19 protein-coding genes, 1 tRNA gene and 1 pseudogene are annotated in these 22,327 nt (G+C 62.8%); 10 read left to right on the top strand and 11 right to left on the bottom strand.

The features are described 5' to 3' along the window. The first annotated feature begins 36 nt into the window (after positions 1–36). Complete coding sequence (pyrC, locus tag LXM94_RS03165; protein WP_235769748.1) at positions 37–1,077, top strand: dihydroorotase; 1,041 nt, start codon at positions 37–39, stop codon at positions 1,075–1,077. A gap of 3 nt (positions 1,078–1,080) precedes the next feature. Here pyrC and LXM94_RS03160 read toward each other — a convergent pair whose 3' ends face one another. After that, entirely contained in the window at positions 1,081–1,848 is a 768-nt protein-coding gene (locus LXM94_RS03160; RefSeq protein WP_235769692.1) for a Crp/Fnr family transcriptional regulator, read from the bottom strand. A gap of 213 nt (positions 1,849–2,061) precedes the next feature. Between LXM94_RS03160 and LXM94_RS03155 the strand changes: the two genes are divergently transcribed. Beyond that, positions 2,062–2,427 carry a hypothetical protein gene (locus tag LXM94_RS03155; RefSeq protein ID WP_235769691.1) on the top strand — a complete coding sequence of 122 codons (366 nt, stop codon included), beginning with the start codon at positions 2,062–2,064 and terminating at the stop codon, positions 2,425–2,427. Between the two features lie 40 nt (positions 2,428–2,467). On the opposite strand, the gene LXM94_RS03150 is transcribed toward LXM94_RS03155, so the two are convergent. Then, positions 2,468–2,917, bottom strand: a complete 450-nt coding sequence (locus LXM94_RS03150) for a DoxX family protein (protein WP_235769690.1) — start codon at positions 2,915–2,917, stop codon at positions 2,468–2,470. A 187-nt stretch (positions 2,918–3,104) separates the two neighbouring features. Here LXM94_RS03150 and LXM94_RS03145 point away from each other — a divergent pair, with 187 nt between their 5' ends. After that, positions 3,105–3,416: a SelT/SelW/SelH family protein gene (locus tag LXM94_RS03145; protein WP_235769689.1), complete on the top strand. Its 312-nt coding sequence runs from the start codon at positions 3,105–3,107 to the stop codon at positions 3,414–3,416. Positions 3,417–3,482: 66 nt separating this feature from the next. Here the strand turns inward: LXM94_RS03145 and LXM94_RS26275 are convergent, their stop codons facing one another. Continuing rightward, complete coding sequence (locus LXM94_RS26275; protein WP_408015577.1) at positions 3,483–3,836, bottom strand: BA14K family protein; 354 nt, start codon at positions 3,834–3,836, stop codon at positions 3,483–3,485. A gap of 207 nt (positions 3,837–4,043) precedes the next feature. Between LXM94_RS26275 and LXM94_RS03135 the strand changes: the two genes are divergently transcribed. The 3 genes and pseudogenes from LXM94_RS03135 to LXM94_RS26270 all read left to right on the top strand — a co-directional run. After that, positions 4,044–5,462, top strand: a complete 1,419-nt coding sequence (locus LXM94_RS03135) for a phosphomannomutase (RefSeq protein WP_235769688.1) — start codon at positions 4,044–4,046, stop codon at positions 5,460–5,462. A gap of 84 nt (positions 5,463–5,546) precedes the next feature. Beyond that, positions 5,547–5,633 (top strand) — tRNA-Leu (locus tag LXM94_RS03130). A gap of 180 nt (positions 5,634–5,813) precedes the next feature. Continuing rightward, positions 5,814–5,981, top strand: a pseudogene (locus LXM94_RS26270) (Arm DNA-binding domain-containing protein); the annotation flags it as partial. Between the two features lie 130 nt (positions 5,982–6,111). On the opposite strand, the gene LXM94_RS03120 reads toward LXM94_RS26270, so the two are convergent. Then, the gene (locus LXM94_RS03120; protein WP_235769687.1) at positions 6,112–8,757 is read right to left on the bottom strand and encodes a glycosyltransferase family 39 protein; all 2,646 of its coding nucleotides are present in this window, start codon (positions 8,755–8,757) and stop codon (positions 6,112–6,114) included. A 590-nt stretch (positions 8,758–9,347) separates the two neighbouring features. Between LXM94_RS03120 and LXM94_RS03115 the strand changes: the two genes are divergently transcribed. The 3 genes from LXM94_RS03115 (at position 9,348) to LXM94_RS03105 (ending at position 12,455) form a co-directional block, all read left to right on the top strand. After that, positions 9,348–10,190, top strand: coding sequence for a MipA/OmpV family protein (locus tag LXM94_RS03115; RefSeq protein WP_235769747.1), 843 nt, complete (start codon positions 9,348–9,350; stop codon positions 10,188–10,190). Between the two features lie 106 nt (positions 10,191–10,296). Further along, positions 10,297–11,052, top strand: coding sequence for a response regulator (locus LXM94_RS03110; RefSeq protein ID WP_235769686.1), 756 nt, complete (start codon positions 10,297–10,299; stop codon positions 11,050–11,052). Further along, the gene (locus LXM94_RS03105; RefSeq protein WP_235769685.1) at positions 11,049–12,455 is read left to right on the top strand and encodes a sensor histidine kinase; all 1,407 of its coding nucleotides are present in this window, start codon (positions 11,049–11,051) and stop codon (positions 12,453–12,455) included. Before LXM94_RS03110 ends, LXM94_RS03105 begins: the two co-directional genes overlap by 4 nt. A gap of 12 nt (positions 12,456–12,467) precedes the next feature. On the opposite strand, the gene LXM94_RS03100 is transcribed toward LXM94_RS03105, so the two are convergent. Further along, positions 12,468–12,782, bottom strand: coding sequence for a hypothetical protein (locus LXM94_RS03100; RefSeq protein WP_235769684.1), 315 nt, complete (start codon positions 12,780–12,782; stop codon positions 12,468–12,470). Between the two features lie 219 nt (positions 12,783–13,001). Between LXM94_RS03100 and LXM94_RS03095 the strand changes: the two genes are divergently transcribed. Continuing rightward, entirely contained in the window at positions 13,002–14,174 is a 1,173-nt protein-coding gene (locus tag LXM94_RS03095; RefSeq protein ID WP_235769683.1) for a patatin-like phospholipase family protein, read from the top strand. Positions 14,175–14,941: 767 nt separating this feature from the next. Here the strand turns inward: LXM94_RS03095 and LXM94_RS03090 are convergent. The 6 genes from LXM94_RS03090 to LXM94_RS03065 all read right to left on the bottom strand — a co-directional run bounded on the left by LXM94_RS03090 (position 14,942) and on the right by LXM94_RS03065 (position 22,321). Beyond that, positions 14,942–15,133 (bottom strand): hypothetical protein, encoded by a 192-nt coding sequence (locus LXM94_RS03090; protein WP_235769682.1) that lies wholly within the window; start codon positions 15,131–15,133, stop codon positions 14,942–14,944. Between the two features lie 52 nt (positions 15,134–15,185). Beyond that, positions 15,186–18,275 carry an efflux RND transporter permease subunit gene (locus tag LXM94_RS03085; protein WP_235769681.1) on the bottom strand — a complete coding sequence of 1,030 codons (3,090 nt, stop codon included), beginning with the start codon at positions 18,273–18,275 and terminating at the stop codon, positions 15,186–15,188. Then, on the bottom strand, positions 18,272–19,369 hold the full coding sequence (locus LXM94_RS03080) for an efflux RND transporter periplasmic adaptor subunit (RefSeq protein ID WP_235769680.1): 1,098 nt from the start codon (positions 19,367–19,369) through the stop codon (positions 18,272–18,274). The genes LXM94_RS03085 and LXM94_RS03080 overlap by 4 nt, the downstream gene beginning before the upstream one ends. Continuing rightward, the gene (locus tag LXM94_RS03075) at positions 19,369–19,758 is read right to left on the bottom strand and encodes a hypothetical protein (RefSeq protein WP_235769679.1); all 390 of its coding nucleotides are present in this window, start codon (positions 19,756–19,758) and stop codon (positions 19,369–19,371) included. The genes LXM94_RS03080 and LXM94_RS03075 overlap by 1 nt, the downstream gene beginning before the upstream one ends. A 251-nt stretch (positions 19,759–20,009) precedes the next feature. After that, positions 20,010–21,047: an acyltransferase family protein gene (locus LXM94_RS03070; protein ID WP_235769678.1), complete on the bottom strand. Its 1,038-nt coding sequence runs from the start codon at positions 21,045–21,047 to the stop codon at positions 20,010–20,012. Further along, positions 21,044–22,321 (bottom strand): O-antigen ligase family protein, encoded by a 1,278-nt coding sequence (locus LXM94_RS03065; protein ID WP_235769677.1) that lies wholly within the window; start codon positions 22,319–22,321, stop codon positions 21,044–21,046. Before LXM94_RS03065 ends, LXM94_RS03070 begins: the two co-directional genes overlap by 4 nt. Positions 22,322–22,327 lie beyond the last annotated feature (6 nt).

The raw sequence follows: 22,327 nt of genomic DNA, 5'->3' as shown, positions 1-22,327 counted from the left end.
CACGATGCCGGGAGCTGCGCCATGACCTCTTCTGCGATCACCGAACTCACCATCCGTCGCCCGGACGACTGGCACCTGCATCTGCGCGACGGCGCGATGCTCGCCGGCGTGATCGGCGACACGGCGCGGCACTTCGCCCGCGCCATCATCATGCCCAACCTCGTGCCGCCGGTGGTGACGACCGAGGACGCGAAGGCCTATCGCGCGCGCATCCTGGCGGCGATCCCGGCAGGAGACCGTTTCGAGCCGCTGATGACGCTCTATCTGACGGAACACACCGAACCGGACGACGTCGAGGCCGGCAAGGCGAGCGGCCTGATCACCGCCGTCAAGCTCTATCCGGCCGGTGCCACCACCAATTCGCATGGCGGCGTGCGCAATCTCGACAATGCCATGCCGGTTCTGGAGCGCATGGCGAAGATCGGCCTGCCGCTCTGCGTGCACGGCGAGGTGACGACGCCGGAGGTGGATATCTTTGATCGCGAGGCGGTGTTCATCGAGACCGTGCTCGACCCGCTCCGCAAGCGTCTTCCCGAACTCAAGGTCACGATGGAACACGTAACGACGAAGGACGGCATCGACTACATCCGGTCGAGCGGGAGGAACCTCGCGGGCTCGATCACCACCCACCACCTGATCATCAACCGCAACGCGATCCTCGTCGGCGGCATCCGCCCGCATTACTACTGCCTGCCGGTCGCCAAGCGGGAGGAGCACCGTCTTGCGCTTCGGGAAGCCGCGACCTCGGGCGACCGCCGCTTCTTCCTCGGGACCGATTCGGCGCCGCACGCGGATCCGCTGAAGGAATGTGCCTGCGGCTGCGCGGGCATCTACACCTCGATCAACACGATGAGCTGCCTCGCGCATGTCTTCGAGGACGAAGGCGCGCTCGACCGGCTGGAGGCCTTCACGTCGCTGAACGGTCCTGCCTGGTATGGCCTTGCGCCGAACGAGGAGCGCGTGACCCTGGTGCGCCGGGACGACCCGCTGTCCTTTCCGCACAAGATAGACACCGGTGCCGGACCCGTCACGGTCTTCGACCCGATGTTCAAGCTGCACTGGGACGTCGCCGGCTGACGCTCAGATGAAGGGCCGCTGCATCTCCGGCAGCCCCTCCCACTGCGCCAGGCGCCTGAGGTCGTCCGACGCGAGAACCTCGCAACCGCGGTCGAGCCATTTGATCAGCCTGCGATCGGCGAGCTTGCGCAAGGTCTTGTTGGTATGAACCAGCGAGAGACCCAGCGTATCCGCCACGTGCTGCTGGGTGACGGGAATGACGGGGCGGTTGACCGTCAGCATGTGCACCTGCCGCGCCTTCTGCTCGATATAGGAGAGCAGGTACGCGGTGCGTTCGATCGCCGAGCGCCGGCCGATGCTCAGCAGGTGTTCGTCGAGGATGCGCTCCTCGCGCGCGGCGATCCAGGTCAGGTCATAGGCGAGCGACGCATGCCGCTCGAACAGACGGTCGAGCTTCGAGCGCTCGAAGACGCACAGCGTCAGCGGCGAAAGCGCTTCCACGGAATGGTCCATCGCACCCAGCAAACCTCCCTGCAGACCGACGAGGTCGCCCGGCAGCACATAGTTCAGAATCTGCCGGCGGCCGTCGGACAGAAATTTGCAGCGAAAGGCCCAGCCGTTCAGCACCGTGTAGATATGCGGGCTGTGAGTGCCTTCGACGAGAAACGTGGAACCCCGGTCGACGGAGAGCTCGCCGGATTTGAAATGCGCGACGAAATCGAGTTCCTTGGCGTTGAAGTCCCGGAAATGCGGCAGTGCGCGCAGCGGACACTGCGTGCAGGGCGTATGCCATTTTCCGCCAATGCCATTGCCGTTCCTCCGTCTTTCCATACGCCTCTCCGGTTGCGTGCCCTTCACCGTTGCGCATGGCGAACGAGGGCAGGGGAGTCGTGTCAACGCGGCGCATGACGGGGGGTTCCGAATTCGTCGGGTACTATGTCAAATTTAAATGACACGGCAGGGGGATCGCACGAAGGTCCGCCCCTCCGGACGACCGCAGCGGCTGTCGGCCAAGGACTGGATTCTAACGCCGGGAGTGCGGCCGTGACAAAAATGCAACCGCGCATCCTGATCGCGGAAGAAGAATTCCTGATCGCGATCGACGCGGAATATCTGATCAAGTCGGCGTTCGATTGCAGCATCAGCCTGGTCCGGCCGGAGCAACTCGACGGGCAGGACGATGAGCAGTTGAAAACTGCGGCTCTCTGCCTGCTCGACGTTCCGGCAGAGCCTGCGAGTGCCGTCGCCCGCGCCGAACGCCTCCTGGCGCTCGGCGTGCAGGTGCTTCTGACCACGGTCTCGGAGTTTCATTGCCGGGGTGTTCCCGGCCTGCCGGACGTGCAGATCGTGACGAAGCCCTATGATGCCGAGAAGCTGCTTTCGGCGGTGCGCGGCATGCTGTCGCGCTGACTGCCGCCCGCTCAAGGCGGCAGTCAGGCCTACGACCGCGTCAGAACTGCCGGCCGAGCCTGGCGTCCACAGACTGGCTGTTGGCGCCGCGGATGGCGAAGAACAGCGTGATCGTCGCCCAGAGGATCGACTTTTCGGCGCCGGCAAGTCCCTGACCCTGCGCGATGCCGTGGAAGTAGATGGTGACGGCAAGCACGATGGTGGCCGCGACCGCGGCAGGCCGCGTCAGCAGGCCGATCGCGATCAGGATGCCGCCGAAGAACTCGGTTGCGGCCAGAAGCGGCGACCAGAACACACCCGGATAGAAGCCGAGGCTTTCGACCATGCCGGAGGCCCCGAACGGATCAAGGATCTTGCCGTAGCCATGCGTCGCCAGCAGCAGGCCGGCTGCGAGGCGCATCAGCGTTTCCGCGCTCTCGCCGAGCGTTGCATAGAGACGACCGAGTGCCGGCACGATGAGGCGGGGTGCGGTTGCGGAAGCGTTGCTCATGGATAACCTTTCATGGATGTTGCGCTGCGATATCTCTGTCGCGGCCGCGGCATATCCTGCAAGGCCATTCGATTCAAAACTTGATGAATTAAGTTGACATTTACGTGAGGCTGCGCCGTCTGCGGATCCTTCGTGGCGGATCCGACCGTTCGGCGCTAGTATCGATCCGAAACGGAGGAGATTGTCCATGGCTGCCGCCAAGCCCCACGTCACGATCGTCTACTGCACACAATGCAACTGGTTGCTGCGGGCTGCCTGGATGGCGCAGGAACTGCTCTCGACCTTTTCCGACACGCTCGGCGCCGTGACCCTCGTGCCGGGCACTGGTGGCAATTTCGAAATTCGTGTCGGAGACCAGGTCGTCTGGGAACGCAAGCGCGACGGCGGGTTTCCCGGGCCGAAGGAGTTGAAGCAGCGCGTGCGCGACGTGGTGGAACCCGGCAGGGACCTCGGCCATGTCGACGCGGCAGGACCGTCCACGGCCGGCAAGCCGGCATGACGGCAGCCGGCGCATCGCCGCCGTGGCAGGGGCGGACGGATGCGCCGCCCCTGCCTGGCGCCAGGATCAGCGATAGGGCGAATAGCAGATCGGGTAAACGCCGCCGCCCGCATGATAGCGGTTCGTCGCCGGGTTGTAGGTCCGGTAACGGTTCAGGCACCAGCGCACATGGGCGCTGCCGCCATAGACCGGCGCGCGGTAGACCGGCGGACGATAGTAGCGCGGACGGTAGTAGCGGCGCGGATACGTGTTCCAGCAGCGGTAGGCATTGCAGACGAGCCTCGCCGGCACGATCTCGCTTGCCGTTTCGATCCTGAGACCGGGCACGGCAAGCGGACCGGCCTGTGCCGCGCCGATCGGAGCCAGGACCGACGCCGCGCTCATGGCGCAGCCGAAGGCGATATTGCGAATTCTTGACATTCTCTATCCTCTCTTCTTGATGTGGGTGTCATCCCTTCTGCGTCCCTGCCGGGCTGACGCGTCGTCTTCTTGTTTTATTCGCCGGCCGGTCCATCTTCCGCTTGCATACGGCAGAGCCTCGCTGGATGGACTTCTTCTGCCGGAACGCAATATTCGGGAAAATTTTGGACGGCGCCTGTCCCGCGCGCATGAAATGAGGTTGAAGGCATGAGCATCAAATTCGGCACGAGTGGACTTCGCGGATTGTCGGTCGACCTTGATGGGCCGCCGACCACCGTGCATACGGTTGCCTTCGTGCGCCATCTGCGTCAGGCCGGGTTCGCCGCGCCCGGCGACGAGGTCTTCGTGGCGCGCGACTTTCGCCAGTCGAGTCCGGCGATTGCGGCACGCGCCATGGCGGCGATCGCGGCTGCCGGATTGAAGCCGGTCGATTGCGGCGCGCTGCCGACACCGGCGCTTGCCCTGCTCGGCTTGCGCCATCGTCGCGCCAGCCTGATGATCACGGGATCCCACATCCCGGCCGACCGCAACGGCATCAAGTTCTACCGTCCGGACGGTGAGATCGACAAGGTGGACGAGGCGGCCATCACGGTGATCGCGCAGGCTGCGGAACTGCCGCCGGCGGAGAGCGAGCCCGCACCCGGCGACCGGTCGGGAGAGGCGAGGGCGCTTTTCCTCGACCGCAACCGGGCCCTGCTGCCGGAGGGTGTGCTTGCCGGCCTCAGGGTGGGCGTCTACGAACACAGCACGGTCGCCCGCGACATGCTGGGCGACATCCTTTCGCATTTTGGCGCCGACTGCGTGCCGCTCGGCCGATCGGAAACCTTCATCCCGGTCGACACGGAAGCGGTTTCGTCGGAGACGATTGCCAAATTGAAGCGATGGGCGGCCGAACACCGTCTCGACGCGATCGTCTCGGCCGATGGCGACGGCGACCGGCCGCTGGTTGCGGACGAGGGGGGAACGCCGCTGCGAGGCGATCTGCTCGGGCTCGTCGCGGCCGACTTCCTCGGGGCGAAGGTCATCGCAACGCCGGTCACGTCCAATTCCGGCATCGAGGCGGCCGGAAACTACCGGGTGATGCGCACGCGTGTCGGCTCGCCCTATGTGATTGCCGCCATGGCGGAGGCGGTGGCGAAGGGCGAAGGGGCGGTGATGGGTTTCGAGGCGAACGGCGGAACGCTGACCGCGACACCCTTCGCGGTGCATGGCGGAACGCTTGCGCCCCTGCCGACCCGCGACTGCTTCCTGCCGATTCTCGCCGCGCTGTACCGCGCGGTCTCGCGCGGCAAGCCGCTGTCTGCGCTTGCATCCGGCTATGCCCTTCCGGTCGCCGCCAGCGACCGGATCGAGAACTATGTTCAGGAGCGCAGCGCCGCGCTGATGGCGATGCTGCGGTCGAGCCCGGAAGCACTCGCGGCCTTTCTCGCGCCCGTCGGCCTGCCGGCCGAAACGAGCGACATCGACGGCTTGCGCATAACGCTGGAGGATCGCAGCATCATCCATCTCCGCCCGTCCGGCAACGCGCCGGAGATGCGCTGTTATGTCGAGGCGCGGGATGAGGCGGCGGCCCAGGAGCTGCTTGCAAAGGGGCTTGCCCTGCTTTCGGGATGGGTTGCGGGCTGATCGCCGACTTTATCGGCCGCCGTCGTGAAAACTTCAAAATGGCTGTTGACACCGACCGGCATGCCCCTTACATGCCGGTCCGTCGCCCAGATGGCGGAATTGGTAGACGCGCCAGCTTCAGGTGCTGGTACCCGAAAGGGTGTGGAGGTTCGAGTCCTCTTCTGGGCACCATTTCCCTGTTTCTCAACGTCCGCGGATGTCTGAGAAACCCCGAAATTCTCAAGCAATTTCGGTGGCATGCGTCCAATGACGTTTGCTGGTATCGTTCGGCATCCGAAAAATTTGCTGGTATGATTGTTGGTGTCGAGATCACGGCACCAACGACGCACCAGCACATGACGACGCACAGGCATCAGTGATGCGGCGCTCCGATCCATCAAGCTGCGCGACAAACAATTCACGCTGTCGGACGGCGGCGGCCTGTTCCTGCTCGCAACCCCGAACGGCAGTCGCTTGTGGCGGCTGGCTTATCGTTTCCGCTGCCGCCAAAACCGGTTCTCCCGCATGTTCTCAATGGCGGTAGGAGCCGTTGTCAGAAAATACTGCGCGGAGACCAGAGAACGCGACGGTGGGAGATGCGGCCTCGGACGAAGGATACGCCGCTCATCGCGACATCGTCCGGGTGAACGCTTGAGGCGACGGAAGAATGTCAGTCCGGCCGGCGAAACCCGTAGCCTATCCTGTAGAAAAGTCGTCCTGCCACGGCGTTATTTTTTCGCACCACCCGTGTTCTCACCGGCCCGATGTTCTCAAACCAGTCTTCAAGCTCGCCGGCGGAAACGCTGCTCTCTTTCAGGCCATACAGGATCACGGCGCTGCGTTCGGACGGAATGTCTGAAGCCCACACACCGAACATGAGCCCGTTTCTTCCGAACAGGTTCCGGCTTGTGATGTCGGTTAACGCCGTGCGCCCCTTGCCGTAAAAACCAAGTTCGCTGGCGATAGTGTAGGCGTCCATGCCGACAAGCAGCGGCGACTGCCCTGTCTCGGCCGCGACCTTGGCCCCGATCCGTTCTGCGTCGGACACAAACTCCTCCCAGGCGATGGGCAAGCCGCACAGGGTGCCGGAATAGCCGACGAACGGAAGGCCCAGTGCCAGATAGTGAAGAAAGAGGGCGACCGACAAGACGCTGGTCGCCGTACCGGCTTTCAACGCTGCCACAAGGCGCGGCCTGCGGCCGTCTTTTACCGTTGTCGCAACGGCATTGGCCATCGCCGGCAGCAAGGCGAGCCAGACCGGGCCGGTCCAGTTCAGCTTGACGGTGTGCAGCAGGCTGAAGACAAGGAAGACGGAAAGCGGCACCAGCGTAAAGACGGTGATGAATGCCGCAGGGCTCCGCATGCCGTGTCCGCCGGGAAGCCGAACCAGCCTGACGATCGCGACACCGGCCAGGATCAGACCGATAGGCCCCAGCACTTGTGCGATGAAGTTGAGAAGGGCGGGCGTGGAAAAGCGGATATCCTCCGCCAGCCATCGTCTGCTTCCCTGGAACTGGAACGAGGCCCAGTCATGGGTGGCGTTCCAGGCTATCACCGGGGAAAACAGGGCGATCGCCAGGATTGCGCAAAGATAGGGCCATTTCGTGAGGAACCAGCGCCGGGAGGCCGGGTGGACGATCAGAAACACGATCGTCGCAGGCCCCAGAAGGGCGATCGTGTATTTCGACAGCATGCCGAGACCGATGCACACGCCAGCGCTGAGCCACGCCGTCTCGCGATTTCCGATCAGCGCCCGTTCCAGAAAATACAAGGCCCCCGCCCAGGCGGCGGTGAGCGGCGCATCCGGCGTCGTCACCAGGCCAATGGCAAAGAAGAACGGGAGAATGGACAGCAGCAGGAGGGCAAGGACGGCCGACGTGCGTCCAAACAGGTTGTGGGCAAACCGGAAGACGAAGAAGGCCGTGGCCAGCCAGCACGACGTGGCGCTTATCCGGACGCCGAACTCGGAATCGCCGAAAACGGACGTCCCAAGCCATATCAGCCATGCGACCATCGGGGGATGATCAAGATAGCCCCAATCCGGACGCTGGGCGTAGTTCCAGTAGTAGGCCTCCTGGGGCATGAGGTCTATGGCGCCCTGACAGACGATCCGCAGGGCGACGACATAGGCCGCGACGGCGACGACCCCCAATCTCCACCGGGTTGTCGGGGAAAGAACCGTGTTGCTGCGGAAAACGTAGAATTCGTTGCCGATGTAACTGACGCCGCCGCCGCCGGCGATGCCCATCAGCACGACCAGGAAAAATGGCAGTCCAAGATCGGATGCGGCTGCTATGAAACCGCCGCGCATCGCCAGTGCCAGCGTCGACAGGAGCATGAAACGGGCGAGCCGCGTATTGCCTTTGCCCCGGTCCTCGAAAGACCATTTCGCATGGGCCAGATAGTTGAAGACCGTTGCAAAGCAAAAGCCGGAAATATGCGCGAGCGTTATATCGGCGCCGAGAGCGCGCATTGCGGACACCACGAGGACGTCAAGACCCAAGCCGGCCATGCCCACCATCGCGAAGCGGTGAATGGTGCCCGCGGAGGACGTGCCCCTGGCAAATCGCATCAATTGCTTGAGGTAGGCGGCGAACTGGCTCGCCCCAATCTTCGAGGTGCCCCGGATGCGATCGCTGAATGAGATGGGGATTTCGCTTACCGTCAGCGTGTCTCCACCGGCGAATATCGCCTCCAGACCGATCTTGAATCCTTCGGCATGGCCGCCGGCTGCCAACAGGCACGCCCGTCGCACGGCGAAAAATCCCGAGAGCGGATCCTTGACGTCGGTGAACGGTGAAGCGAACGCCGCGCCGAGCTGCGAGAGGGTTCGGCGACGGAGCGGCCAGCCGACGACCCGACCGCCATCGACATATCGGCTACCGATCGCCATGTCGCAATCGCCCGAGGAAACGGGCCTTACGAGGTCCGGTATGGAGGAAGCCGGATGACTTCCGTCGGCATCGAGAACGACGAGAATCGCGTGTTTCGCCTTGGCGGCCGCTGCCAGCACATCTTCGGCCAATCCGCCGGGACCATCGTTCGAGACGAGGCGGACCGGGTGCCGCTTTGCCCAGCGGGCCACGTGCTCCCGCGTGCCGTCGGTCGATCCGCCATCCGCCACGATGATCTCGAAATCGAAATGCTCACGGACATGCTCGACAAGATCACCCAGGATTCTGTCGATGTTCTCCGCTTCATTCAGCGTCGGCACGATGATCGAAACGGAGCGATGAAAATCCTGAACATCCGATGGAAGAGAGGGATGTCGTTGGACGTGTTCCGTCTCCTGCGTCGACTCCAGATTTGAAAACATGAAGCTCTCCAGGCAGGGTGCAGCAAACGCGCAATCGGTGGCCCGACACGCCGTCGCCTGGAACTAGCCTCTCCCCTGACCGGACAGTTTTAAGTGTTGTTAATGTGCGCTCGGATTTGTTGCCCCGGCAGGCGAAAGTGCCCGCCTGACCGAGCCGGCTTGCCCGCGTCTGTTTCGTCGCTGGAAGACATGGAGCGCCCTGCATCAATCATGGTGAAAGCGAAGAAGCCGGCGCTCGTTCATTGCGAGCACGGATCGAAGCGCACGGGCCTGGCCTCTGCAATCTATGTTGCCGGCACGTCCCGGCGGAGGTGGCGGGGATATGCGCACCTGCAATGTCACCCCCTCTACGGACAGGGGCCGTTCCCCGGAATAGGCCGTTACAATATCTTCCGTTCATGGCTGGAGTTTCGCCGGGCGCACGTCCAGACGCAGAACTGACGTTCGAGCGGTATTCGGCCTCGCTCCGGCGCGGAAATATTTCTTAACAAGACAAAACCCATCCCAAAACGAATCCCGCACATACCTTCGCAAGGCCGCATGCGCGACCTGCATATCCTAACCGTACCCAGGAGCGAACATTGTCTTCCATGATGAAGAATGCCGGTTTGATTGTCTTGTCTGCGCTGATCGTGCCCCTGGCGCTGCGGAATACGGCAAAAGCCGCCGATGCGAATGCCCTGGGCGGCGACTCCAGCGAAGCGGTGCAGCCGGAACTCGACGGCGAACGGTTCGGCGGTTTGCGCGGCAAACTCCACGACTGGGAGGTCGTCATTGGTGCAGGCGCCATGTACGCCCCCAAATTCGAAGGATCGAAGGACCTCAAGGTGGTGCCGGTTCCATTCATCACCGCAACGTTCTACGACTTTCTGCACGTCACCCCCATGGGTCTCGCCGTTGACGTCTACAAGGCGGAGAACCTCACCGTCAGCGCCAAGGGCGGGTTCGACTTCGGCCGAGACGAGGACGAAAGCCCGCATTTGAAGGGCCTCGGGGATATCGACGGCGGCGGCGTGCTCGGCGGCGTCATCTCATACGAACTCGGACCGGTGGAGTTCAAAGCGGAAATCGACAGGAACATCGGTGGAAGCGACGGCCTGACCGGCAAGTTCGGTGCGGAGGTCTCCCACATGTGGGGTCAGTTTATCTTTTCCGCAGGGGCGGCGGCCACGTGGGCGGACAAGAAGCACATGAAATCCTATTTCGGCGTCACCCCCACGCAGTCGGCAAGATCCGGCCTTGCCACCTATGACGCCGGGGCGGGCTTCAAGCGCGTCGATCTGACGGCGTCCGTCACCTACCTGGCGTCCGAAAACTGGTTCATCCGCGGCCAGGCCGAACTCGGTATTCTCACGGGCGATGCGAGGAAAAGCCCGATTGTCCAGAAAGACACCCAGCCATCCGTCATGATGTTCGTTGGTCACAAGTTCTGAGGCGGCCAGTCGAACAAAGACCATGCTTGACGCATAACAAAGGCGGGTTCTCGCGATCGAATGGGCAACCGTCGGGCCAGATACACGACAATCGGAGGCGGCATGAATGGCCGTGACTATGGATTGCATCACAAGCAATGCCCCTGCTCAAGCGTCGGCCCGAATTCTTATCGTCGAGGATGATCGCAGCATCGCGACCATGCTGATCGATCTGATGAAGGAGGTAGGTTACGCCGCCGAAGCTGTGGGATCGGCGATCGAAATGGACCGCGCGCTGAAGAAGAGAGCGTTCGACCTTATCGTGCTGGACGGAATGCTGCCCGGCGAGGATGGTTTCAGCATATGCAGACGGATCAGGTTTTCCGATACGACACCGATCCTCATGCTCACCGCGCTGACAAAAGAGATCGACAGGGTCGTCGGGTTGGAACTGGGTGCCGACGACTACGTCACGAAACCGTTTCATTCCAGGGAGCTTCTGGCGCGAATAAAGGCGCTTCTGCGTCGCGCGTCCTATTCGGTGCAAGTCAAGCCTAGCCTGGAGGCCATGACGTTCGAAGGGTGGCGGATTGACCCTGTCACCCGCGAACTGATCGACGGCGACGGTATCCATGTCTCGCTGACGACAGCGGAATTCGACGTGCTGCTGGTGTTTTGCCGCAACCCCCGGCAGGTGATGACCCGCCAGGATATACTTTCCCGTACCCACGCAGGCTCTGCAGGGCCTGTCGAACGCAGCATCGACGTGCATGTCAGCCGTGTCCGGCAGAAAATCGAGCCGAATTACAAGGAGCCGACATTCATCAAGACCGTGCGCCTGGGCGGGTATATCTTCACGCCGGAGGTTGCGATAGCACCATGATCGATCGCTTCCGCAGGGCGTCCATACGCCTGCAATTCATAGTGTTCGCGTCTATTCCGATTCCCGTGATCGTCATATGCATCATTGCGATGCTGCCGGAGCCGTTCATTTTCCAGAATGAGAAAATGCTCATGGTCAAGGGCGCTCAAATCGAACTGATCGTGACCCAGATCAGGAACGCCGGAGACGAATCCGATATCGAGAATGTGGTGCGGTCGAGTGCGCCGCTCGGTCTCGAATTGAGGGTTCTGCCGTGGAGCGATGTCGCTGGCGGAGGGGGGCATCAAACGGATGACCATCTCATCTCGGATGAGCTTCGCCGCGTCCTGCCTGCCGATTTTGAAGCGGTCGTTCTTGAAAATACGCCAGAAGGCGAAGGACACAGTACATTGGCGGTGCGCCTCGATGCGCATCGTGCCCTCGTCATCGGATTCTCCGGCGCCGATATCTCCCCGTCGTTTTTCAGCACAATTCTGGAGTTCATCGCCAAGGTCACCATTCTGATGCTGCCGATGCTCCTCCTGGTCCTTTACATAGGTCGCATGATCACGTCGCCTCTCGTTCGTTTTGCAGACGCGGCAAAGAGATTGCGCCTCGATGGAAACGAAGAAGAACTGTTCACCGCAGAAGGTGCCAAGGAACTTCGCACGCTGGCGACGTCACTCAACAACATGCGCCGTCGTATTCGCAAGATGGTCGACGATCGCACACGAATGCTGACGGCCGTCAGCCATGACCTGAGGACGCCGCTTACTCGGCTGCGAATGCGCGTTGAGCGCTCCAGAGGTCCCGCGCAAAGGGAGGCGATGCTTGCCGAGATTGACACGCTTACCTCCATGATCGAGGGGAGTCTCCAATATCTAAGCAGCAATACCGCAGTGGAATCGCTTCGAAAGGTTGATATCTCAAGCCTGCTGCAGACGGTCACATCGGAATTTTGCGATCTTGGACATAACGTTGCTTACCGTGGACCACAGCGTTTCGGGTATCTCTGCAAACAGCAGGCTCTCATCCGTGCCGTTACCAATCTTGTCGAGAACGCGGTCAGATTTGGTACGGCCGTGCACCTCGAACTGTCTGCTAACGATCAAGGGGAAGCGGTCATTGTTGTGAGCGACAACGGCCCCGGCCTTCAAGACGGCCTCCACGAAAAAGTCCTCGAACCGTTCTACAAGGCCGATGAGGCGCGGAATCAGAACTCGAATGCGGGTTTTGGGCTGGGCCTCTCGATCGCGGACGAGATTGTGAAGGGCCACGGTGGCACCCTTGTGCTGGAGAACATCATTCCGCACGGCCTGAGCGTGACGATACTGTTGCCGCCGACGCAGGCTGTTTCACGGCAAAGCAGACCTGTTCCGCCGCAACCGGAAACGACTTTCGCGCGAAACGCGCTCCCCAACTGAAACGGGCCTCCTTCAGGTCGTCGGGAAAAAAGCGGGCTCCGCGGTCAGCCGATCAGGTGACGCTGATCGGAGGCGCAACGACCGCGCGCCCTGAAGCAGCTTTTTCATCTCTCGCAAGGATACCCGGTCTGCACGCATCATCTGTCCGATGAGCGGGTCTTCCAGGACATCGGCTATCGTCATCTCATCCCGATGCATGAGGATCTCCTGCTTTTCTGATCGGATGGATAGCCGCGCCGGAAAACCTTGCGATGTCAAAGCCGAGACGAAACCGAGGCGTTCGATCAAGTTTTGTTGCCGGATGCCGCGCATCGGCAAAATGGCCAATGCCCTTCAGCCGACACAAGTCCGGCAGGCGATGACGCCGGTCACGGTCGATCATCACGCGGCAAACAAATCTTAACAATACAAAATCCAAGGCAATGGCGAATCTGAATTAATGCCGCCTGACGCGATTCAGAAGGAAGTTCGCGGATACAGGGCGCGCCCGTCCGTGGAGACTTTATCGTTTCCTGCGGGACAGCGGCTGAGTACAGGGCGACAGACGTGGATCGACTGGTAGCAATCTTCATGCTGGCCTTTCTGGCCGGCTGTATGGCGCCGGACCGTATCGCATACGGGCCGACGGTCGCGGCAAGAGCCAATATTGAAGGGTTTAGCGATATCCGTATCTATGCGGATACCAGCCGGCAGTTTCCCGACGCGCGTGCGTGGCTTCCCATCCCGAGACACAAGGAAATCAACTATCTCGTATTGTCGGGCGGAGGCGCTGGAGGTGCGTTCGGCGTAGGGGCGCTGAAGGCTTGGTCGGATAAGGGAGAGCGGCCGGAATTCGACATCGTCAGCGGCGTCAGTACCGGAGCGCTGATTGCGCCTTATGCGTTTCTCGGCCCGGGCTACGACGAGGTTCTTGTCGAGTTGTACACAAGCGGCGTCGCCAAGGAGTTGGTCGACGCGGATTTCCTGCCGAAGGCTCTGTTGGGCGCGAGCCTCCTGAAGCAGGGGCCGCTTCGAGCAATGGTCGAGCGGCACCTGACACGAGACATACTGGCGAAAATCGCCGCGGAACACCGCAAGGGACGGCGGTTGCTCGTTCTGACCTCGAATCTCGATTCCCAAAGGGCGGTAATCTGGAACATGGGTGCCATCGCCGACAGCGGCCGGCCCGATGCACTGAAACTCTTCCAGGACATCATCATCGCATCGGCAAGCGTGCCCGGTCTTTTCCCGGCCGTACTCATCAAGGCCAAATCCGGGGGGCGTGAGTTCGCGGAAATGCACTCCGACGGCGGTTCGTCCTCCCAGATCCTGACGATCCCGGAGGGATGGATGGCCGACGCGGAGACGGGTGCGTGGTCCAAAGGTCGCCGGTTGAACATGTATATCATCGTCAACAATGCGCTCATGCCGGAATTCGTCATGACCACAAACAACATGTTCGTGGTCATGGCCAGAGCGAGTTCTTCTCTCATCAAGGCACAGACACGCAGCGCGCTGCTGGCCACCTACGTTTACGCCCAGAAGAACGGCATTCGGTTCCGCGTGGCCTCGATCGATACGCAGATTCCCTACGACATGACCGATCCGTTCAACACCAACTATATGCGCGCCGCCTACAACCTCGGATATGCAAAGATGGCAAGTGGCAGCCTGTGGAAAGACCGGCCCTTGTTTACGGACAACCCTGCTGCCGCCCAGCCCGCAGAACGGTGGCAATAGCTGCTGCCGGCCTTTCCTTCCCGGACCTGACAAGCGAACGAAATGTCACATGATCATGTTGACCGGGCGGCGGCCGACGCCGTTCAAGGGACTCCCGGAACTGCCTTCCTCCGAAATCCAACCTTGGCGGAAAGCCCAAATATCAGGCTTGCGAGAGGCTTGGCCACGCATCCGGAGTGACAGATCTTGCAGCCTCGCAATTCGGCACGCCGTCGTCTTGGACAGACAAGTCGGCTCCGACGCAGAGTGCGTGGTGTGGATCAAGTGGATCATCCGAACAAACTGGAGAAGATTGATGCCCTCAACTCGCTTACGCCGAAACCGCTTTCCCGATCTACGTGTGATGGTGTTTCTTGCGCTTCCATTCCTGGCTGAGGGGCAGGCCCGTGCCGACGAGGCTTTGGCCGGCGTCGTTGCCGACGGAAAGCCATGGGAGATGTATGTCGTTAAACGAAGGGCCTCCAACATCCTTGTGTTTCGTCCGGATGGCCGCGGAACGATCAGCAACAGCATAGAGAGTATAGACCCGACATGGCGAACCGTTCCTGACGGCATTTGCATAACGCCGCGTCCGGGAGATTCCGAAAGGTGCCTTCAGCTAAAACGAACGAAAGCGGGGATTGCGGCTTCCCAGAACGGGAGGACCATCTGGGTGCTCAAGCGCTGACGGCAAGCAACGCATGTCGGCTTGGCGCTTCAGCGTCTCGCGCAGGGTGAATTGGTCACGAACATTGCCGGCGATCTCGGCAACGAGAGCAGCAGCGCGTTCATCTTTCTCGAACCATTTCGAGATCGGTAGGCCCCCTCACGATCTCGCCCAGCAATTGTTGCGCAACGAAGACCAGCACCGTCAGCGCGGCAACCGCGACTGAGGCCACCAGGATCAGGGCCGCCAGGAAAGGCAGGGCAGGGCGGTAGCACAGATAAAGGCCAAGCGCCGTCGCGGCCGGAATCATCAATGCCCTTGCTGCGCCCTCAAGCCGCCGGGGACATCGATGCCATCGTCCTGCCTCATGTTTCGTTCGACCTCAGCATACGATTTTGCGCAGCTCTTGTTCCGCCCCCAAGTCGCGTGAGGACCTCCAGGAAGTCGTCGACGAAGGTGAAGATGACGGGAATGACGACGAGGCTGAGGACGGTGGAGGTCATCAGGCCGCCGATGACGACGATCGCCATCGGTTGACGGAAACTCGAATCGCCACCGCTGAGGCTGAGAGCCACGGGGAGCATGCCGCAGGCCATTGCGATCGTCGTCATGACGATCGGACGTGCACGCTTGTGGCAGGCGTCGACAAGGGCGTCGAACCGCGAGAGGCCGGCGCGCCGCGACATGATCGCGTATTCGACAAGCAGGATCGAATTCTTCGTCACCACGCCCATCAGCATGAGGAGGCCGATCACCACCGGCATGGAGAAGCTGGTGCCGGTGATGACCAGCGGCAGCAGGGCGCCGCCGAGCGACAGCGGAAGCGCCATGAGGATGGTCAGCGGCTGGAGGAAGTCATGGAAGAGCAGGACGAGCACCGCATAGATGCAGAACACTCCGATCGCCATGGCGACGGCGAAATTGTCGAAGAGTTCGGAACTGCGCTCAAGTTCACCCTGCTCGACGAGCCGCACCCCGTCCGGAAGGTTCTGGATGGCGGGCAATGCCTGCGCCGCGCGATAGACCTCGCCGAGGATGCGGCCGTTGAGCTCGACCGACAGCGTGACGTTGCGGGAGCGGTCGATGCGGCTGATCTGCGACGGGCTGCCGCCAATGCGGATGTCGGCGACCGAGCCGAGATCGACGCTGCCCCTGGCGCCGGCAACGCGGAGACTGGCGATATCGTCGAGTGTCGTCCGGTTGCCGGGATCGAACCGGACACGGATGGGAAGCTGGCGTTGCGGCAGGTTGAGCTTGGCGAGCGACGAGGCATAGTCTCCGCTCGTGGCCACGCGAACGGCCTCGGAAATTGCTTCGGCGGTAACGCCGAGGGCGGCGGCGCGGTCGAGGTCGGGGACGATCTGGATTTCCGGGGCTTGCAAGGAGGCGCTGGAGGTCACTGCGCCGATGCCCCGGAGGCCGCGCAGTTGTTCTTCGAGCGCGCCGGCCGCCTGGTCGAGCGCATTCGCATCATCGCTGGCAAGTGTGATCTCCAGCGTCGTGCCGTTGCCCCCCGTGCCCACCGCGACCCTGACGCCGGGGAGAACGGAAAGCGCCTCTCGGATGTTGCTTTCTATCCCGGCCTGTTTGCGGTCGCGCTCGCCGATCGTCTTCAGATCGACCACGAGCGAGGCGGTCGCCATATCCATGGTCGCCGAGGAGTCGATCAGGTCGTTCGACGAGGCGCTTCCGACGGCCGAAAAGACGCGCGTAACGTCGGGGAGGCCGGAAACGATCTCCGCCGCCCGCCGCGTCATCGCATCCGTCCGCTCGATCGTGCTGCCGGGCTGCAGCGTCAGCGTGACCTGCGTCTGGGAATCGTCCGAAGGCGGCAGGAAGCCGGAGTTGAGCATCGTCATCGTCGACAGCGAGAGCCCGAGAAATATGCAGACGCCGAGAACCGTCAGCTTGCGATGGCGCAGGCAGGTTTTGACGAAGGCCATGTAGGCGCGCATGATCCAGCCGTCCTTTGTCCCGACGGGATGCGCCTTCATCATGTAGGCCGCCATCATCGGCGTCAGCAGGCGCGCGACGACCAGCGAGGCGAGTACCGCCACGGCTGCCGTGACGCCGAACTGGCGGAAGATCAGGCCGGGAATACCGCTCATGAAGGCGGTCGGCAGGAAGACCGCGACGAGCGTCAGGGTCGTGGCGATGACGGCAAGGCCGATCTCGTCGGCGGCTTCGAGCGCGGCCGCCTTGGGCGGTTTGCCCATTTGCAGGTGGCGCGCGATGTTCTCCACCTCGACGATGGCGTCGTCGACAAGGATGCCGACGACGAGCGAGAGTGCCAGCAGCGTCACCGTGTTGAGGCTGAAATCCGCAAGATACATGACGAGGAAGGCCGGTATGACCGAGAGCGGCAGCGCTATCGCCGAAAGGAATGTCGCCCGCCAGTCGCGCAGGAAGAGCCAGACCACGACGACCGCCAGGATCGCGCCCTCGTAGAGCATGTGCATGGAGCCGTCGTAATTCTCGATAATCGGCCCGACCGTGCTGTAGGCCTCGCCAATCCCGACATCGGGATTGGCGGCGGCAAAGTCCTGCATGGCCGCTTCGATGGCGGCCGCGACACCCGTATCGGAAAAGCCGTTCGAGCGCTTGACCTGCACGGCGATCACCGGCTCGCCGTCGAGATAGGCGATGGAAGAGCGGTCGGCAAAGCTGTCCGTCACCGCGCCGATCTCGTCGAGCCGCACGCGTTCGCCGCTCGGCAGCGGAATCGCGAGCGCCTTGAGCTCTTCGATGGAGGAGACCGCGGCGAGCGTGCGGATCGTCTGCCTGCCGTCGCCGATCTCCGCCCGGCCGCCAGAGGTGTCCGACTGCACGGATTTGAGCTGTGCGGAAACGGTTGCAGCGCTCACGCCCAGCGCGTTCATGAGTCGGGGGCTGAGATCGACGTGGACTTCGCGGTCGATGCCGCCGATCCGGCTGACCTCGCCGACGCCGGGGACCGAGAGCAGGGCCTTCGTCATATCGTTGTCGACGAACCAGGAAAGTTCCATTTCGTCGAGGCGGGTGGAGCGTACCGCGTAGGTGAGGAGCGGCGAGCCCTGCACCGTCGTCTTCGTTACGCCCGGCGTCTGCATTCCGGAGGGCAGGTCACCGCTCGCGCTGTCGACGGCATTGCGCACTTCGTTCAATGCTTCCTCGCTGTCCTTCCCCAACTGAAACGAGATATTGATGGAGACCGACCCATCGGTGATCGTCGTCGTGATGTGGTCGAGGAGGCTGAGCGAGGCGAGCCTGTCCTCGACCTTGCGCGCCACTTCCGTTTCAAGCTGGGCCGGTGCTGCGCCTTCAAGCATGGCGCTGACCTCGATCATCGGCAGGTTCATGTCGGGAAAATTCTGCACCGCGAGCCGGTCGAAGGCGACGAGGCCGCCGACGGTCAGCAGGATGAACAGCAGGATGGCGGGAACCGGATTGCGGATCGACCAGGCGGAAAAGTTCATCGCGGCTTCCCCTCGAGCTGGACGAGCGCCTCTTCCTCCACCCGGACGAGCGCCCTGTCCGAAAGGAAAGCGCCGCCCGTTGCCACGACATCCGTCGAGCGGTCGAGACCGGAAAGGATTTCCACTTCGCTGCCATTGCGGCGGCCGGTCTCAACGCGAACGCGCGAGGCGCGCTTTTCTGCATCCACCGTGAAGACGTAGGCGATGCCATCACGCAGGACGAGCGCCGCCTCGGGCACGGTGAGCGCCGCCGTGGTCTCAAGCTCGATCTGGCCGATGACGTAAAGGCCGACGGGCGTGCGCGCCTCCGCCGGCAGCGAGACATAGGCGATCGCCCGTCCGGTATCGGTGCTGACCGTCGGCCCGACGAGCCGAACGGTTCCCCGAACCCGTCGGTCATCCGGACCGACGATCGTAGCGGTCAGGCCTTCCCTGATGCGAGGCAAATAGCGTGCGGACACTTCCGCCTGCCATTCGACGCGCTGTTGGCGGATAAGGCGAAACAACTCCGTGCCGGAGGAGACCACGGCGCCGAGCTGGACCGAGCGGGATGTGATCAGCCCGTCGTCGGCGGCGACGATCGTCGTCTGGGCGAGCTTGATCTTCTGGCTTTCCAGCAAGGCTTCGGCGGATTCGACGTCCGCGATCGCCGTCTCCTCGCCGATCAGGTATTCGTTGATCTTCTCGTCCGAAAGCGCGCCGCTTCCCTGCATCTTGCGTGCCCGGTCGGCATTTGCCCCGGCCTTGGCGAGGGCTGCCCTGGCACTTGCCAGCGCGGCCTCTTCCTTGCGCAGGTCCGCGCGCACGGTCTCGTCGGCAAGCCGGACGAGGGGCTGGCCCTTCGAGACGGCAGAGCCGGCATCGACAAGGATGTCGGTCACGCGCAGGCCATCGATTTCCGCAGCGATGATCGCCTCGTGCCAGGGTTTCAGCCAGCCGCTGGCGGGTACCGTTTCCGGCCATCGGCGCTCTGCCGGCTTTGCCACGGCGACGGTGAGCGCGGTTGCCTCGTTCACCTGGGCTCGTGCAGGCCGGGCCGCGGAAACATGGTGCACACCCAGAAAAAGGGCGAGGAGAAGAGGTATCCGTTGCATCAGAGCAGATTTCCTTTCGGCCTTTCCCGGAGGGGTTCGGCGGGTGCGATGCTCGCATGCCAGCCACCGCCGAGTACCTTGTAGAGGGCGATCCAGTAGCCCACCGAGTCGCGGCGGATCTCGATGAGCGAGACCTCCGCCGATTGTGCCGAACGCCGGGCGTCCTCGCGGTCGAGAAGGCTCGCGCCACCCACCCTCCAGTTCGAATCCGCGGCGTTGAAAGAGGCGCGGTAGTTGCGCGCCGCGACGGTGGCGTCGCCGATCCGTCGTCGTGTGCTGTCGATCCGTACGAGCACGGTCTCGACTTCGGCGGCCACTGCGCAATCCGAAACGATCAGGCAGGCCGCAATGCTGCCGATACCGACTGTTCCACGATGGGCCGCCTTCATGCCGCGCTTGATCCCGTTTTCCTGCACGGGATGTAGCGGATCGAGTGTCAGGTCGGGTCAAAGATCGGCAAAGATCGGTTAAGATAGATTAAGGCAGACGGCAGCAATATGCGTTCTCTTCCGGCACTAAATTCCCGGTTCCGGCTGTCCAGAATAATCCAAAACACCGAGAAAAGCCCGGTTATCCGGGCTTTTTGTTGCCCTTTGTCCACCCTTTGCCGGATGCGGGGCGCTTATTGCGGCGGGGGTCTTCAGCCGTTGGGTGCAGGCGACGCGTCCCGGCGTTCCGGCGGACGCGGGCGGAGCACCGCGGCGAGCGGCCGTTCGACGAGGACATAGGCGAGGATGCCGCATCCGGTGCCGAGCAGTGTTGCGGCGACCAGCACGAACGGCGTGTCGAGGCCCAGCGACGGGCCGGCTTTCGCGACGACCGAGATCGCGAATGTGTGCCAGAGGTAGATCGAATAGGAGGCGTTTCCGATGAGCGCCGGCAGGGCCAGTTTCGGCACGTGTCCGTGCCTGTCGAGTGTCACGGTGGCGAGCACCAGTGCGGCGGCAAGCGGACCGCAGACCGTCTCGTCGAACGGCAGCCTGAGCAGCCAGAGCGCGGCGAAACCGGCCAATGACAGGGCGACGAGCGCAAGGGCGACCGCTACGGGCGGCAGCCGTCCGGCAAGCCAGAGCCGCCCGATCGCCATCCCGGCGACGAATTCGAAGACGATCGGGCTTGTATAGGTCAGGAACAGAGGATCGTTGCTGTCGACGAGCGTGCCGGCTGCGACCAGGCTCGCGAACAGGCCGGCGACGGCGGCGAGCCGGAACCGGGCCGGAAGAACCAGCGCAGCGGCGAAGACGAGATAGAAGAACATCTCGAAATTGAGCGTCCAGCCCTGCACGAGCACCGGCCAGATCTCGCCATTGCTCGGCGAGCGCATGGGGAGGAAGAGCAGTGACGCGGCCGTGTGCCCGGCACTGATTACCAGATTCGGGAAGAGGCCCGCGGCCGCTCCCGCCAGCATCACGCTGGTCGCCAGCCAGTAGACCGGCACGATCCGGCGGAGGCGCTCGGCGAGGAAGCGGCCAGGCGAGACGGGCCGCCTGGCGCTGATGATCCACATGATGAAGCCGCTGATGACGAAGAAGACGTCGACGCCCGCCGCGCCGATGGCAAAGGCATGGCCGCTTCGTTCGGCAGCATGGAACAGCACGACGGCAAGGGCCGCCAGTCCGCGCAGATATTGCACGCCGTAGAGGGTCTCCCGCGAGGTCGCGGCGCGAGCGTACGTCATTGCAGCGACACCGCCACCGCGGCCGGCCGTCGCCGATGGCCGTCAAGAGATCGGCCGTGGTTTCCTTCTGTCCGCGGCACCAGTTTTCCGGCCGCGAAATAGAGCAGGAACGAGCCGACGTGATAGGGATTGAGGATGTCGATTTCGACGAAGGCGCGAATGGCAAGCAGCGCCGCTACGCCGAAGAGCACCGCACTCTCCGGATCGCGCGCGTGTGACAGCAGGCGGCCGAGATGGCCGAAGAGCGTGGCGAGCAGCACGGCAGCCAGCAGCAGGCAGCCGACGGCACCCGTCTCGACGAGCGAAGCGATGAAGGTGTTGTGGAAGTGGAACCCGGACCGGGTGCCGATATAGAATTCCTCCCACAGCCGTTCAGCCTCGGAAAAGCCCTGTACCCAATAGGCCTGGTAGCCGATGCCGACGATCGGCGCGTCGGCGCTCGCCTCTATCCCCTGCTGCCAGAGATAGGTGCGGCCGGTAAGCGTCGCGTCCTTGCCGAAGGCGCCCAGGACCATTGCCATGCCACCGCCATAGGCCGCCGCCACGACGAGCGACAGGACGGCCACGGCAAGCGCCAGAAACAGCATGCGGCGGTGGTGGGGCGAGAGCGTCTCAAGTACGCGCATGCCGAGGCAGAGGCCGATGACGAGGACGGTCGTCAGCACGGAAGTCGCCGACTGCGACGCCGCGAGGCTATAGGCCGCAAGCAATCCCGATCCGAGGGAGGCGAACTTCCAGGGACGCGTCTCGCCCAGAAAGCCGATGGCGCAGAAGGAGAAGAAGACCGCAAGCGACGCGTAGAAGCCGAGTTGGTTCTTCGAGGCGAAGGCGCCGACGAAGCTGTAGGTGCCGTCGAGCGGGTCGAGATGGTAGACGCCGAAGGCGAGCGAATAGGCAAGCACGAGCCCCGTGCCGGCGATGCCGCCGCGCACCAGTGTCCAGATGTCGAGCGTGCGCATCGCGATCAGCGCGCAGACGATATGGGACAGATACTGAACCGAGGCCCGCGCCGTCACGGATGGCGCCTGCGACCAGAACACCGACAGGCAGGCGAAGAGCGCGAAGCCGAAGATCCAGCCGTAGCGCAGATAATTGCCGAGCACGCGCCGGTAGTCGACAAGGACGAGCGGCAACCACAGTGCATAATAGGCAAGGATCGACACTTGCCCGAATCGGCTGGAATAGGCGAAGACGAACAACGACAAGGCGACGGCGACGACACCATATGGGTCGTTCTCTCCGGGTTCGATCAGGCGGGACTTCGCGATCCGCATCGGCGC

Origin of the sequence: Rhizobium alarense, from assembly GCF_021555155.1 — a bacterium.
In the GTDB taxonomy this organism is placed as follows: Bacteria; Pseudomonadota; Alphaproteobacteria; order Rhizobiales; family Rhizobiaceae; genus Rhizobium_D; species Rhizobium_D alarense.
The sequence above is the reverse complement of the archived record's forward strand: the minus strand, read 5'-3'. Positions and strand labels throughout refer to the sequence as shown.